General features: G+C 65.8%; 17 protein-coding genes. 8 read left to right on the top strand and 9 right to left on the bottom strand.

All coding sequences use genetic code 11. From position 1 onward, the window contains the following. Positions 1 to 4 precede the first annotated feature (4 nt). Both purN and purM read right to left on the bottom strand, forming a co-directional pair. The gene (purN, locus tag IB232_RS06530; RefSeq protein ID WP_192397715.1) at positions 5 to 652 is read right to left on the bottom strand and encodes a phosphoribosylglycinamide formyltransferase; all 648 of its coding nucleotides are present in this window, start codon (positions 650 to 652) and stop codon (positions 5 to 7) included. After that, entirely contained in the window at positions 652 to 1,710 is a 1,059-nt protein-coding gene (gene purM / locus IB232_RS06525; protein ID WP_192397714.1) for a phosphoribosylformylglycinamidine cyclo-ligase, read from the bottom strand. The genes purN and purM overlap by 1 nt, the downstream gene beginning before the upstream one ends. Before the next feature lie 196 nt (positions 1,711 to 1,906). Between purM and IB232_RS06520 the strand changes: the two genes are divergently transcribed. From IB232_RS06520 to hda, 3 genes are all read left to right on the top strand, one after another. Then, positions 1,907 to 2,932: a DUF2066 domain-containing protein gene (locus tag IB232_RS06520; RefSeq protein ID WP_192397713.1), complete on the top strand. Its 1,026-nt coding sequence runs from the start codon at positions 1,907 to 1,909 to the stop codon at positions 2,930 to 2,932. An 81-nt stretch (positions 2,933 to 3,013) separates the two neighbouring features. Next, positions 3,014 to 4,108: an AI-2E family transporter gene (locus IB232_RS06515; protein WP_192397712.1), complete on the top strand. Its 1,095-nt coding sequence runs from the start codon at positions 3,014 to 3,016 to the stop codon at positions 4,106 to 4,108. After that, entirely contained in the window at positions 4,105 to 4,809 is a 705-nt protein-coding gene (gene hda / locus IB232_RS06510) for a DnaA regulatory inactivator Hda (RefSeq protein ID WP_192397711.1), read from the top strand. Before IB232_RS06515 ends, hda begins: the two co-directional genes overlap by 4 nt. A 19-nt stretch (positions 4,810 to 4,828) precedes the next feature. On the opposite strand, the gene IB232_RS06505 is transcribed toward hda, so the two are convergent. The 3 genes from IB232_RS06505 to arsC are packed head-to-tail and all read right to left on the bottom strand — an operon-like array spanning position 4,829 to position 6,184. Continuing rightward, entirely contained in the window at positions 4,829 to 5,236 is a 408-nt protein-coding gene (locus tag IB232_RS06505; protein WP_192397710.1) for a DUF2069 domain-containing protein, read from the bottom strand. Continuing rightward, a complete protein-coding gene (gene wrbA, locus IB232_RS06500; RefSeq protein ID WP_192397709.1) occupies positions 5,229 to 5,834 on the bottom strand; it encodes an NAD(P)H:quinone oxidoreductase in 606 nt (201 codons plus the stop codon). Before wrbA ends, IB232_RS06505 begins: the two co-directional genes overlap by 8 nt. Then, entirely contained in the window at positions 5,831 to 6,184 is a 354-nt protein-coding gene (arsC, locus tag IB232_RS06495) for an arsenate reductase (glutaredoxin) (protein ID WP_192397708.1), read from the bottom strand. The genes wrbA and arsC overlap by 4 nt, the downstream gene beginning before the upstream one ends. Positions 6,185 to 6,257: 73 nt before the next feature. Here arsC and IB232_RS06490 point away from each other — a divergent pair, with 73 nt between their 5' ends. Continuing rightward, a complete protein-coding gene (locus tag IB232_RS06490) occupies positions 6,258 to 7,475 on the top strand; it encodes a YihY family inner membrane protein (protein ID WP_192397707.1) in 1,218 nt (405 codons plus the stop codon). A gap of 179 nt (positions 7,476 to 7,654) precedes the next feature. After that, on the top strand, positions 7,655 to 7,846 hold the full coding sequence (locus IB232_RS06485) for a hypothetical protein (protein WP_192397706.1): 192 nt from the start codon (positions 7,655 to 7,657) through the stop codon (positions 7,844 to 7,846). A gap of 53 nt (positions 7,847 to 7,899) precedes the next feature. On the opposite strand, the gene IB232_RS06480 is transcribed toward IB232_RS06485, so the two are convergent. Beyond that, positions 7,900 to 8,292, bottom strand: coding sequence for a hypothetical protein (locus tag IB232_RS06480; protein WP_192397705.1), 393 nt, complete (start codon positions 8,290 to 8,292; stop codon positions 7,900 to 7,902). A 124-nt stretch (positions 8,293 to 8,416) separates the two neighbouring features. After that, a complete protein-coding gene (locus IB232_RS06475) occupies positions 8,417 to 9,826 on the bottom strand; it encodes a PilZ domain-containing protein (protein ID WP_192397704.1) in 1,410 nt (469 codons plus the stop codon). A gap of 30 nt (positions 9,827 to 9,856) precedes the next feature. Here IB232_RS06475 and IB232_RS06470 point away from each other — a divergent pair, with 30 nt between their 5' ends. Together IB232_RS06470 and IB232_RS06465 are read left to right on the top strand one after the other, a co-directional pair. Next, positions 9,857 to 10,324, top strand: a complete 468-nt coding sequence (locus IB232_RS06470) for a TlpA disulfide reductase family protein (RefSeq protein WP_192397703.1) — start codon at positions 9,857 to 9,859, stop codon at positions 10,322 to 10,324. Positions 10,325 to 10,329: 5 nt separating this feature from the next. Beyond that, positions 10,330 to 10,602 (top strand): acylphosphatase, encoded by a 273-nt coding sequence (locus IB232_RS06465; protein ID WP_192397702.1) that lies wholly within the window; start codon positions 10,330 to 10,332, stop codon positions 10,600 to 10,602. Here IB232_RS06465 and IB232_RS06460 read toward each other — a convergent pair whose 3' ends face one another. Both IB232_RS06460 and IB232_RS06455 read right to left on the bottom strand, forming a co-directional pair. Then, positions 10,603 to 11,553: a hypothetical protein gene (locus tag IB232_RS06460; RefSeq protein WP_192397701.1), complete on the bottom strand. Its 951-nt coding sequence runs from the start codon at positions 11,551 to 11,553 to the stop codon at positions 10,603 to 10,605. A 13-nt stretch (positions 11,554 to 11,566) separates the two neighbouring features. Beyond that, positions 11,567 to 13,282, bottom strand: a complete 1,716-nt coding sequence (locus IB232_RS06455) for a proline--tRNA ligase (RefSeq protein ID WP_192397700.1) — start codon at positions 13,280 to 13,282, stop codon at positions 11,567 to 11,569. Positions 13,283 to 13,383: 101 nt separating this feature from the next. Between IB232_RS06455 and IB232_RS06450 the strand changes: the two genes are divergently transcribed. Further along, complete coding sequence (locus IB232_RS06450; protein ID WP_225592205.1) at positions 13,384 to 13,791, top strand: PaaI family thioesterase; 408 nt, start codon at positions 13,384 to 13,386, stop codon at positions 13,789 to 13,791. Positions 13,792 to 13,818 lie beyond the last annotated feature (27 nt).

Here is a 13,818-nt window from a genome sequence, read left to right as displayed (position 1 = left end):
TCTCCTATGTGCGGATCAGGTGTCCGGTGGCCGGCAGGTCCTTGCCGTCCAGTTGAGCGCCGCTGGCGCCCAGTTGCAGGCGGCCTTCGGCGAACCAGCGCATCGCCAGAGGATAGATGTGGTGCTCCTGGGAATGCACGCGCTGGGCCAGGCTTTCCGGCGTATCGCCAGACTCTACCGGCACCACCGCCTGTACGACCAGAGGCCCGCCATCGAGTTCCTCGGTGACGAAGTGCACGCTGCAGCCATGCTCGCTGTCACCGGCCTCCAGCGCACGCTGGTGGGTGTGCAGGCCCTTGTACTTGGGCAGCAGCGAGGGATGGATGTTCAGTAAACGACCGGTGTAGTGGTTGACGAACCCGGGCGTGAGGATGCGCATAAAGCCGGCCAGTATCACCAGCTGCGGGTCGAAGCCATCGATGGCCTCGACCAGCGCGGCGTCGAAGGCCTCGCGGCCGTCGAACTGCTTGTGGTCCAGCACACGGGTGGCGATGCCGGCCTGCTTGGCCCGTTCCAGGCCGTAGGCATCGGCGCGGTTGGAAATCACCGCGGCGATGCGCGCCGGATTGCCGTCATTGGCGATGCTGTCGATCAGGGCCTGCAGGTTGCTGCCGGACCCCGAGATCAGCACCACGACATTGCAGTCGGCCATTAGTGGGCTTTCAGGTTGTTCAGCACGACCAGCTCGGCACCTTCGGCGGCCTGGGCGATCTGGCCGATCACCCACGGGGTTTCACCCGAGGCGCGCAGGCTGGCCAGGGTGGCCTCGACCTGATCCTGGGCGACGCAGATGACCATGCCGACGCCGCAGTTCAGCACGCGATGCATCTCGTGCTCGTCGACGTTGCCTTTTTCCTGCAAGAAGTCGAACACGGCCGGGCGGCTCCAGCTGGCCACGTCGATCACCGCCTGGGCGCCTTGCGGCAGCACGCGCGGGATGTTGTCGAGCAGGCCGCCGCCGGTGATGTGGGCCATGGCCTTGACCGCGCCGGTGTCCTTGATCAGTTTCAGCAGCGGCTTGACGTAGATGCGGGTCGGCGCCATCAGCAGGTCGGCCAGCTTGCTACCGTTCAGCTCGGTGGCTTCGATATCGGTGCCACTGACTTCAAGAATTTTGCGGATCAGCGAGTAGCCGTTGGAGTGCGGGCCGGAGGAGGGCAGGGCGATCAGTGCGTCGCCGGTGACCACTTTCGAGCCGTCGATGATCTCGGCCTTCTCCACCACGCCGACGCAGAAGCCGGCCAGGTCGTAGTCTTCGCCTTCGTACATGCCCGGCATTTCGGCGGTTTCACCACCGACCAGGGAGCAGCCGGCCAGTTCGCAGCCGGCGCCGATGCCGGTGACCACGGTGGCGGCCACGTCGACATTCAGCTTGCCGGTAGCGTAGTAGTCGAGGAAGAACAGCGGCTCGGCGCCGCAGACGACCAGATCGTTGACGCACATGGCGACCAGATCCTGGCCGATGCTGTCGTGCTTGTTCAGGTTCAGCGCCAGGCGCAGCTTGGTGCCGACGCCGTCGGTGCCGGACACCAGTACCGGTTGCTTGTAGCCGGCGGGAATTTCGCAAAGGGCGCCGAAACCACCCAGGCCACCCATGACTTCCGGACGCGCGGTGCGCTTGGCCACGCCTTTGATGCGCTCGACCAGGGCTTCGCCGGCGTCGATGTCGACACCTGCATCCTTATAGCTGATGGAGGGTTGCTTGCTCATGGGTTCAGGCCTTTAGAAGGGGGAATGCTGTGGGCGACCGGCATTGGCGCGGGCCGGTCCGCGAAGGCGCGCGATTTTATCAGGCTTGCCCGCCAGCGGCCACCTGGCGCGACGGTTGCCGGGGGACAGGCGGCTGTTTAAGGTATAGCCCTTCGTGTGCCGCCCGGGCACATCCTCCCCAACCGAGACCCTATCGATGCGCCTGTCCGCCCGCCTGTTTGCACTTTGCCTCTCGCTGCTCAGCCTGCCGGCCCTGGCCGAGACGGTCAGCGGCCTCTACCAGGTGCGCGAGCCGGTCACCAGCCAGCAACCGGAGGAACGCACGGCCGCCCTCAATCGCGCCCTGGAGACCCTGGTGCTGCGCCTGACCGGCGACGCCAAGGCGGTGCAGAGCCCGGCGCTGGAAGGAGTGCGCCAGGACCCGCAACAGCTGGTTAGCCAATACGTCTACGAGGGCGAGACCCTGGTGGTGGACTTCGACCCGCTGACCACCGAGAACAAGCTGCGCCAGGCTGGCCTGGCGCTGTGGGGCGCCAATCGCCCGGCCATTCTGGCCTGGTGGCTGAACAGCGGCGCCGAAGGTGTCAGCCTGGTTGGCGATGGCCAGGAAGCGGCCGCGCCGCTGCAACAGGCCGCCCAGCATCGCGGCTTGCCGCTGCGCCTGCCGCTGGCCGATCTAGAGGAACAGCTGGTCGCTACTCCGGAAAACCTCGCCGCCAGTCAGCCGGACGCGCTGCAACCGGCCTCCGAGCGCTACGGCGCCGATGCCTTGCTGGCCGTGCAGGCCCGTGAAGAGGGTGGCCAGTGGCAGGCCGAGTGGCGCCTGTGGCTGGGCGACGCCCGTGAGCAGGGCAGGGCCCAGGGCGCTGACCAGAAGGCGCTGGCCGATGCCGTGCTGCTGGCCGTGAGCGAGCGTCTGGCCCCTCGTTTCCTGGTCAAGCCGGGCGCCGCCAGCGCCCTGACCTTGGAAATCCAGGGCGCCGACCTGGGTCGCTACGCCGAGCTGGAGCGTCTGCTCGAACCCTTTGCCGCGCGCCTGGTGCGGATCAAGGGTGATCAGATGGTCTGGCAGGTCAACGCCAGCGCCGAACAGCTGCGCGCCCAGTTGGGCCTGGCTGGCCTGCAGGAAGTGCCGGCCGATACCGCGCCGCTGGATGCCAGCAGCGATCCGCAGGCTGCACCCGCTCCGGCGCCGGCCAATCTCATGCGCTTCCGCTGGTAACCGCGGTTAGCCGTTCAAGGACTGATAGGTGCACTGCCCGGTGGGCGTGCAGGTTCCATCACCAGAGGCGGAGTGCCTGAGATGACCGATTCGCGGCGTTGGCTATGGCTGGCCGGACTGTTCCTGTGTGGCTGGCTTATCTACCTGCTCACCCCGATCCTGTCGCCGTTTCTGGTGGCGATGCTGCTGGCCTACATGGGCGATCCGCTGGTGGATCGCCTGGAGAAGCGTGGCCTGTCCCGTACCTGGAGCGTGGTCATTGTCTTCGGGCTGTTCAGCCTGCTGTTGCTGATCATGCTGCTGGTGCTGATTCCCATGCTCGGCCGCCAGCTGGTGCGTCTCTACGAGCTGGCGCCGCAGGGCCTGGATTGGGCCCAGCACCAGGCGCTGCCGTGGGTGCAGGCGCAACTCGGTCTGGCCGAGGGCTTCTGGCGCTTCGAACAGGTCAAGCAGGCGCTGTCCGGACACCTGGGCAAGACCACCGACATCGTCGGCGGCCTGCTGGCCCAGGCCACCGCGTCGAGCCTGGCGCTGCTCGGCTGGCTGGGCAACCTGTTCCTGATCCCGGTGGTGGCCTTCTACCTGCTGCGCGACTGGGACCTGATGATGGCCAAGCTGCAGAACCTGTTGCCGCGGGCTCGCGAGGGTCTGGTGGTGCGCCTGGTCGGCGAATGCCATGAAGTGCTCGGTGCCTTCATGCGCGGTCAGTTGCTGGTGATGCTGGCCCTGGCCGCCATCTATTCGATTGGCCTGATGACAGTCGGCCTGGAGCTGGGTCTGCTGATAGGCCTGCTTGCTGGCCTGGCCAGCATCGTGCCGTACATGGGCTTCATCGTCGGTTTCGGCGCCGCCGTGGTGGCCGCGCTGTTCCAGTACGCCGGCTTCGATCTGTACCCGCTGATCGGCATCGCCGTGGTGTTCAGCATCGGCCAACTGCTCGAAGGCATGGTGCTGACGCCCATGCTGGTCGGCGATCGTATCGGCCTGCACCCGGTTGCCGTGATCTTCGCCATACTCGCCGGCGGTCAGCTATTCGGCTTCACCGGCGTACTGCTGGCCCTGCCGGTGGCGGCGGTGATCATGGTATTGCTGCGCCATGCGCATGATTTCTATAAACTTTCCGCACTTTACGGAGAGTCTTCCGGCGATTCGCAAGAATCGCCGCCCAGTGCATGAAACCTGTACAACTGCCCCTCGGCGTGCGTCTGCGTGACGACGCCACCTTTGCCAACTACTACCCCGGCGCCAACGCGGCCGCCCTCGGCTATGTCGAGCGCCTGTGCGAGGCCGATGCCGGCTGGACCGAGAGCCTGATTTATCTCTGGGGAGGTGAGGGCGTTGGGCGCAGCCATCTGCTGCAGGCGGCCTGCCTGCGCTTTGAGCAGCGTGGCGAGCAGGCCGTGTACCTGCCGTTGGCCGAAGTGGCGGATTACGGCCCCGAGCTGCTGGATGGCCTGGATCAGGCCGAGCTGGTCTGTCTGGACGATCTCGATGCCGTGGCCGGTCGTTCTGACTGGGAAGAGGCGCTGTTCCACCTGTTCAATCGCCTGCGTGATTCCGGCCGCCGCCTGCTGCTGGCGGCCACCGTGTCGCCGCGCGAACTGCCGATCCAGCTGCCCGACCTGCAATCGCGCCTGACCCTGGCGCTGGTGTTTCAGCTGCATTCGCTTTCCGACGAAGACAAGCTGCGTGCCCTGCAGCTGCGTGCTTCACGTCGTGGCCTGCACCTCACCGACGAAGTCGGCCGCTTCATCCTTACCCGCGGTGAGCGCAGCATGAGCGCGCTGTTCGAGCTGCTGGAACGCCTCGACCAGGCCTCGCTGCAGGCTCAGCGCAAGCTGACCATCCCGTTCCTCAAGGAAACCCTGGGCTGGTAAGGCCCAAGATGTACTTCCCTTATTCTCCTGCCACTTTGCGGTCGTACTGAAACTTCCAGCGCACGTAGAGCAGGGCGCTGCAGAACAGCAGCAGGCTGATCACCGTCTCCAGCGCGCCAAACAGGGCGCGGTTCGGGTCGATGGCGGCCAGCACTCCCTGGATGAAGTAAATGTTCACCACGAAGCACGCCCAGGCGTGGGCGCGGGCGTTGCCCAGCAGCAGGCCGGGGGCGAGCAGCAACAGCGGCAGCAACTGGATGCTCAGCACCACCCAGGTGCGCGCACCGTGCAGGTCGGCGAAGGCCAGGTTCCACACCAGCAGCAGGACCAGCAGGGCGGTGAAGCTGAACAGGCTGAGGGCGCGGCTGATCTTCAGGCGCGGGGCCAGCCACTCGAGGCTGGGCAGGGGCTTGGGCGTTTTAGCCACGGGTGGTCTCCAGTTTCGCGGCGGTGTTCGCCAGGCGCTGGCCGAGTGCGCGGCACAGGGCGATTTCGTGTTCGTCGAGGCTGCGTTTGCCGTCGGCGCCGGCATGGTGGCTGGGGCCGTAAGGCGTGCCGCCGCCGCGGGTGTCGAGCAGGGCGCCTTCGCTGTAGGGCAGGCCGCAGACCAGCATGCCGTGGTGCAGCAGTGGCAGCATCATCGACAGCAGGGTGCTTTCCTGGCCGCCATGCAGGCTGGAGGTGGAGGTGAATACGCCGGCCGGTTTGCCGACCAGTTCGCCGGTCAGCCACAGGCTGCTGGTGCCGTCGATGAAGTACTTCATCGGTGCGGCCATGTTGCCGAAGCGGGTCGGGCTGCCCAGGGCGAGGCCGGCGCAGTGCTTGAGGTCGTCGATGCTGACGTACAGCGCGCCTTCGTCGGGGATGGCCGGGGCCACGGCCTCGCATTCGCTGGACACCGCCGGCACCGTGCGCAGGCGCGCCTCCAGGCCGCCCAGTTCGACGCCGCGGGCAATCTGCCGGGCCATCTCGGCGGTGGCGCCGTGGCGGCTGTAGTAGAGCACCAGGATGTAGGGCGAACTCATGCCAGCAGCTCCAGCACCTTCTCCGGCGGGCGACCGATCACGGCGTGTTTGCCAGCGACCAGGATCGGCCGCTCGATCAGCTTGGGATGGGCGGCCATGGCGGCGATCAGTTGTTCATCGCTGAGGCTGGCATCGGCCAGGCCGAGCTCCTTGTATTCATCCTCGCCACTGCGCAGCAGCGCGCGGGCCCCGATGCCCAGCTTGCTCAGCAGCTCGCGCAGTTCGGCGGCGCTGGGCGGCGTTTCCAGGTAGCGCACCACTTGCGGTGTGAGGCCGCGGGCTTCGAGCAGCTCCAGCGCGCCGCGGGACTTGGAGCAGCGCGGGTTGTGGTAGAGGGTCAGATCGGTCATGGCGGGTGCCCATTGGCGAATGAGGGCGCTATTCTAGCCGCGTCGAGCAAGAAACGGGTTCTAAGGAGTGGGCATGCGACAGCGGCTGGATGATGTGGTGGAGTTCTGGCGTTTCCTGTTGCACCGTTTCCTCGCCGACCGCGCCATCAACAGCGCTGCCGCGCTGACCTACACCACGCTGTTCGCCGTGGTGCCGGTGATGACCGTGACCTTCGCCACGCTCTCGGCCGTGCCGGCGTTTCAGGACACCGGCGAACAGATCCAGAGTTTCATCTTCCGCAACTTCGTGCCGTCGTCCGGCGAGACGGTGCAGCAGTACTTGCGCGAGTTCACCACCCAGGCGCGTCACCTGACCTGGGCCGGCGTGGCGTTGCTGGCGGTCACCGCGTTCTTCATGCTGGTAACCATCGAGAAGACCTTCAACGCGATCTGGCGGGTGCGCCAGCCGCGTCGCGGTATCTCCAGCTTCCTGCTGTACTGGGCCATTCTCAGTCTGGGGCCGTTGCTGCTGGGCGCCGGTTTCGCCGTCACCACCTACATCGCCTCGTTGTCGCTGCTGTCCGGGCCGGATGCGCTGATCGGGGCCAAGACCCTGCTGGGTTTCGCGCCGCTGCTGTTCAGCACGGCGGCGTTCACCCTGATCTATTCGGCGGTGCCCAATACCCGCGTGCCGCTGGCGCATGCATTGACCGGAGGGCTGTTTGCCGCGGTACTGGTGGAAATAGCCAAGGGCATCTTCGGCCTGTTCGTCAGTCTGTTCCCCGGTTATCAGTTGATTTACGGCGCTTTCGCCACCGTGCCGTTGTTCCTGCTGTGGGTCTATCTGTCCTGGCTGATCGTGCTGTTCGGTGCCGAACTGGTATGCAACCTGTCGTCCTCGCGCATCTGGCGTCGCCGCGCATTACCACGCCTGCTGGTGCTGCTCGGTGTACTGCGGGTATTCCATGATCGTCAGCAGCGGGGGCGGCCGGTGCGCCATCTCGATGTGCAGCGCGAAGGCTGGTTGCTGCCGGAGGACGAGTGGGAGGAAATCCTCGACTTCCTCGAGCGCGAACAGCTGATCTGTCGCACCAGCGGCGGGGGCTGGGTGCTGTGTCGCGATCTGGAGCATTACAGCCTGCACCGCCTGCTCGGCCATAGCCCCTGGCCGCTGCCGCGACCGGGTCAGCTGCCGGAGCAACTGGACGAGGCCTGGTATCCGGCGTTGCGCCAGGCATTGGCGCAACTGCATGAGCAGCAGGCGACGCTGTTCGAGGGCAGCCTCGCGCAGTGGCTAAGGGCCAAGGAATAGGCTTGCCAGAAGTGACGAAAAAAGTCAGTTTAAGGCGATGTGCAGTCTGTCGCGTGAGACTGCAAGTGCGCTGAGGCGCGGAAACCACCGGCCCAGGAAGGCTGGCACGCTTCTGGCAACTACCCAGCTACATGCTGGCACACTGCTAGCGGCCTGAATGACTCAGGGAAGTCGAGTGAATGAGCAGTAGCAAGAACAAGATAGTGCCGTTGCAGCCCCGGGACACGGAGGAGGCGCTGGAGCGACTCAACCGTATCACCGGCCTGCGTTTCTCGCGCTGGCCCGAGTCGCTGGCGGCACTGGCTCGCCAGGCAGCGGAAGAAGCTGAGCCGCCGAAGCCCAGCAGTGTGGTGCGTTTCGGGGTTTTCTGAACCCCTGAAAAACAAAACCCCCGCCGAGGCGGGGGTGGTAAGAGTCGGAAGCGTCAGGCCAGCGCCTGGCGGGAGGCGGCGTCCAGCATCTCCACGGCTTGCACGAACAGTTCCTCGACGATCAGCGTTTGCGCCGGTACCGCCGAGCGCAAGCGCACCTGCATGTCCTCGATCTTCTGTTTCATTGGCAGGCGGGCGATGCCCGAGAGCATGACCTTGTTGTGCCCGTTGACCTTGCCATGATCCACCGCCGCTTCACGCACCTGGCTGCCGTCACGGTAGCGCACCATCAGCGATACCGGCAGGTTGGCCAGCCCCGGCAGGTGCAGCCAGACCGCGACGTTGAACTCCCCGACCCGGCCCTCATAGGGCGTTACGCTCAGGCGCGCGCTATTGACGATGCTGGCAGGGACTGGGCCGATCAGCTTGTCGTTGGCTTGGGACATGGGAAGGCTCCGGGCAGAACTCGTTGGTATAGGAATGGGCGGATTATAGGCGTGGGGCCCGCGGCGAAACTGTGCACTGAGGCTCCGCTGGCTGAGACTTTCGTCGCAGAACCTGGCTGAAGGATCAGGCCAGGCGCAGGGGGTGGCGAATCACCGTGGGAGTGCTGAGATTGGCTTCGGGCAGCGGCAGCACGGCCTGGTTGTTGACGTTCGCCAGTTGCAGCCAGACGTTCTCGCCTTCGACGAATTGCCCACACGGTAGCCAAAGGCCGTGATGCCAGCCAGCGCCGGGTTCCGGGGTGCTCTGTAGCACGCCGGGGTGAGTCTGGGCACTGGGTGCGCGGCGCAGCCAGACCGGGCGGGGCAAGCCCTTGAGATAGCGCAGCCCAAGATGCAGACCTTGCTGATTGAGGTGGCGCCAACGTACCAGAGCCAGGGTCGGCGTGCCGCTGTGGGTCAGCACCAGCGCCAGTTGCCCGACTGGCAGCTGCACCGCCTGGTCGGCATGGCAGAGCAGGCGCGCGCCGCCAGGGCTGGCGTCAAGCATCTGCGCGGCGCAGCTGGTGGGACGCTTCTCCAGCAGTTGCGCGTGGATGGCCGGCAGGCCGATCACCAGGCTGCAATCGGCGCTGAAATCGGCGCGCGGATGGCGGCGCTGCTGGCGGCCGAGCCAGTTCTGCCGAACCCGCTCCAGCAGTTCGCGCTCGCGCGGGCTCTGCAGCGGTGCCGGCTCATGCAGGGCTACCAGCAGGGCGCCGAGCTCCAGGCGGCGCAGATATTCGGGCGAGCCGTGCACCTCGGCGTCGTAGGGCAGGCAGGGTTGGGCCTGGCTGAGGTCGATCAGCGGGCCTTCGCCTTCTTCGTCTTCATCCCAAGGCAGCAGGCGAGCCAGGTCGGCCAGGGGCGTGAGGGCGCCGAACAGCGCAGCGCACTCGCCTTCAGCCAGGTGGAAGGGATTGCTCAGGGCCAGCACCAGCATCTGCTGGTACAGGCCGCGCAACGATCCGGCCGGGGCGGGCTGGAACGGCGCTGCGACATGTTCGTCGAGACAGCCCTGGTGCTCGCCGATCCAGTACAGCAGGTGGCTGTCGCTCCACAGCGAGGCCGGCGGCTCCTGGTATAGCTGGTAGTGGCGCAACAGGCTCTGGGCGAGGAAGTGCTCGGCCATGTACAGGCACCAGGCCAGGTGCGGACGCGAGGGCTGGCGGCCCTGGAGTATCTGCAGCAGCAGGCGTTTGAAGCCGGCAGCCAGCTCGTCACACAGGTGGACGAACAGCGCGCTGGGCATGGCGCCGTCGCGCAGCGGCTGGCAGTAGTGGCGGTACTCTTCGCAGAAGCTTTGCAGGGCCCGCTGCCTTTCCAGTAAGGTCATGGCGCAGCGATTGAGGCGGAACAGCAGGTTCAGCACTTGCTGCAGGCCATCCTCACGGGGCTGCTGGCGCGCGCCGGCGAGCTCGGACATGAGGTCGGCGAGTGGCGTGGCATCCTCTTCGAGGATGTCTGGCACTTCCAGGTGCAGAGCATCCAGCGTCATATCAACCCCGCGTGCACGAGGAGCGAATCCATGGGAAGGCCACTCCAGATGATGATAGGTGTCGTTGCCGGGCTTCTTCTGGCCGGCTGCGCCGAGGACTGGGGCGTCGATCAGCATGGACGAAAGGTAACGGCTGAACAACTGGAAGGCCAGTGGTTGGTGATCAATTACTGGGCCGAGTGGTGCAAGCCCTGTCGCACCGAGATTCCGGAGCTGAACAGGCTCAACGAGGGGGTGCGCGACAAGGGTGCCCAGGTGCTCGGCGTCAACTTCGATGCGCTGCAGGGCGAGGCTCTGAGCAAGGCTGCTGAGGCATTCGCTATCCGCTTCACCGTACTGGCGCAGGACCCGGCGCCGCGCCTGGAACTGCCGCGCAACGATGTGTTGCCGGTCACCTATATCATCGATGCCGATGGCAGGCTGCGCGAGCGCCTGGTCGGCGAACAGACCGCCGCCGGCCTGCAGGCGCGGCTGGCTCACTGGCAGGCGGAGGATTAAGGCAAATGCAGATCTGCTTGCACGGTTTCGTCAGCGGCAAGGTGCAGGGAGTGAGCTTTCGCCAGCGCACTCAGGAGGAGGCCGAGCGTCTCGATCTGAACGGCTGGGTGCGCAACCTGGCCGATGGTCGGGTCGAGGTGCTGGTCGAGGGTGAGGAGTCTGCGGTGCGCGAGCTGGAAAGCTGGCTCGGGCATGGTCCGCAAGCGGCGCGGGTGGATGTGCTGGAGCTGGAGCAGCAGCCGGTGCAAGGCGTCACCGGCTTCGTCGTCAGGCGCTGATCAGTCTTCGCCCGGATCAGCCGCGAGGCGGCCGGCGTCCTTCATCAGGGCCTTGAGGAATTCCTGCTGCAGTTCCGGGTCGTTGCGGGTCAGCTCGATCAGGCTCTGCTCCAGCTCGCTGGCTTCTTCCTCCAGGCCCAGGTCGGACAGGCGCTTGACCCGGTGCACCCAGTGGGACACTTCGTCGTCTTCCAGATCGTCGTAGATCAGGGCGTGGGCTTCGCGCAGCTTGCCGCGAAGGTTGCGGCTGACCAGCAGGGTGGCTTCGGCGCGAGCGCCGTCCTGCGGGTCCTCAACGCTCAGCAACAGGGTGCCGACCTGGCTGGCGTCATGCTCGGCAAAGGGGCCGTCGAGCAGGTTCAGACGTAAAACGCCACTGCGGTCGCTGGTCAGTTCGTGGGTCTCGCGACCGGCCTTGACTAGCACCGGGCGTTCCGCCCAGGGCAGGCTGGAATACTCCATGCGCTTGTCGTGCTGCTTTTCCTCAATGGCCGCCAGGTTCTGCTGGGAGCGGCCGTTGGACTCGACGTTCATCGCAGGGTTGAGACCAGCCACGCCGTAGCTGATCCAGTCCTTGGTCACGCTATCCGGCAGGCGGCCGAGTGCGATCACGTTGACCACGTTGGCACCGACGCCGGCGACCACCGCCACCGCGCCCAGCGGCACTTCGTAGAGCTCGCGCCAGGGCTGGTAGGGGGTGTAGCGGTCGTAGCGGCGGGTGACCTCGAACTCGGTCACTTCGAAGGTCTTCTGCTCGTGAATGCGTACCCGGCGCTGCGGCAGCTCCAGCACCCGCGGCTCGCCCACGTCGATCTGCAGGCTGTGATCGAGCAGGCGGCGCTCGAAGCGCTCCTCGTGCTCGCTGCGCTGCGGCAGCTGGTTGGCGCAGCCGCCTAGGAGGAGGACGCCGAGCAGGGTGGCGCCGGTACTGAGGGTGTGTCGCTGGAACATGCGGCCTCGGTACTCAGCGGGGGATGCGGTTTGCCAGGAAGGACAGCACCTCGGCAGCCGGCAGTGGCTGGCTTTCGCTATCGCGGCGGTGCTTGTACTCGAGGTTGCCCTCGGCCAGGCCACGCTCGCTGACCACGATGCGGTGCGGGATTCCGATCAGTTCCATGTCGGCGAACTTCACGCCGGGGCTGGTCTTCTTGTCGCGGTCGTCCAGCAGCACTTCGTAGCCGGCGGCGGTCAGTTCGGCGTAGAGCTTGTCGGTGGCTTCGCGCACCGCTTCGTTCTCGTACTTCATCGGCACGATGGCGACCTGGAAGGGCGCCAGGGCGTCGGTCCAGAGAATGCCGCGCTCGTCGTAGTTCTGCTCGATGGCTGCGGCCACGACGCGCGATACGCCGATGCCGTAGCAGCCCATGGTCAGGGTCACCGGCTTGCCGTTCTCGCCCAGTACCTTGCAGCCCATGGCCTCGCTGTACTTGGTGCCGAGCTGGAAGATATGCCCGACTTCGATGCCGCGCTTGATCACCAGGGTGCCCTGGCCATCCGGGCTGGGGTCGCCCTCGACCACGTTGCGCAGGTCGGCGATCGCCGGCAGCGGCAGGTCGCGCTCCCAGTTGATGCCGAAGTAGTGCTTGTCGTCGACGTTGGCGCCGGCACCGAAATCGCTCATCAGGGCGACACTGCGGTCGATTACGCAGGTGATCGGCAGATTCAGAGGGCCCAGCGAGCCGGGGCCGGCACCGATGGCGGCGCGAATTTCTGCTTCGGAGGCGAAGACCAGCGGGCTGGCGACCAGCTCGTGGTTGGCGGCCTTGATCTCGTTCAGCTCGTGGTCGCCGCGAACGATCAGGGCTATCAGCTTGCCTTCCTCGGCGGCATGCACCACCAGGGTCTTCACGGTCTTGTCGATGGCCAGGCCGAACTGCTCGACCAGCTCGTCGATGGTCTTGGCGTTCGGCGTATCGACCAGGCGCAGTTCTTCGGTGGCCGCTCCACGCGCTTTCTCGCGCGGAATGGCTTCGGCCTTCTCGATGTTGGCGGCGTAGTCGGAGGTGTCGCTGAAGGCGATATCGTCTTCACCGGATTCAGCCAGCACGTGGAATTCGTGGGAGCCGGTACCGCCGATGGAGCCGGTATCGGCCTGCACTGGGCGGAAGTTCAGGCCCAGGCGGGTGAACACGTTGCAGTAGGCCTGGTGCATGCGGTCGTAGGTTTCCTGCAGTGAGGCCTGGTCCGCATGGAAGGAGTAGGCGTCCTTCATCAGGAACTCGCGCCCACGCATCAGGCCGAAGCGCGGACGGATCTCGTCACGGAACTTGGTCTGGATCTGGTACATGTTGATCGGCAGCTGCTTGTAGCTGTTCAGCTCGTTGCGTGCCAGATCGGTAATGACTTCCTCGTGGGTCGGACCGACGCAGAACTCGCGGTCGTGGCGATCCTTGATGCGCAGCAGCTCGGGGCCGTATTGCTCCCAGCGTCCCGACTCCTGCCACAACTCGGCCGGCTGAACCGCTGGCATCAGCACTTCCAGGGCGCCGGCGGCATTCATCTCTTCGCGCACGATGGCCTCGGCCTTGCGCAGTACGCGCAGCCCCATAGGCAGCCAGGTGTACAGGCCGGAGGCGAGCTTGCGGGTCATGCCGGCACGCAGCATCAGCTGGTGGCTGATCACTACTGCGTCTGAGGGGGTTTCCTTTAGGGTCGAGAGCAGGTACTGACTGGTACGCATGTTTGGCCGTTATGTCGGTTGCGAGGGCAAATAATGACTCGGCATTGTACGGTGCCAGCCATGTGGCGTACAGGACAGACCGGGAGTTGGGGATGGCGGAGCTGACAGCTGGCCAGGTGCAGGCGCTGATCCGCGCTGGAGTGCCGATGGCCGAGGATATCGACCTGTGCATCGACCGTCTCGATGCCGATCTGGCAGTGGCGCGGGTGCCCTTCCAAGGCAAGCTGGTGCGACCGGGTGGAACACTGTCGGGGCCGACCATCATGTCGCTGGCCGATGCGGCCATGTATGCGGTGGTGCTGGGGCGATTGGGGCGAGTGGAGATGGCGGTGACGGCCAATCTCAATATCAACTTCCTGGCTCGGCCCAAGCCCGTGGATCTGATTGCCGAGGCACGCATTCTGCGCCTGTCGCGGCGCCAGGCCGTATGCGAGGTGCAGCTCTACTCTCAAGGCGAGGAGGGTGAGCTGGTGGCGCATGTCACCGGGACCTACGCCTTGCCTCAGTGACAACTGCTGCAGATAAAAAAGAACCCG

Source organism: Pseudomonas sp. PDM15 (genome assembly GCF_014851565.1).
Classification (GTDB): Bacteria; Pseudomonadota; Gammaproteobacteria; order Pseudomonadales; family Pseudomonadaceae; genus Aquipseudomonas.
Note: the sequence above shows the minus strand (reverse complement) of the source record. Positions and strands in the feature narration are given on the sequence as shown.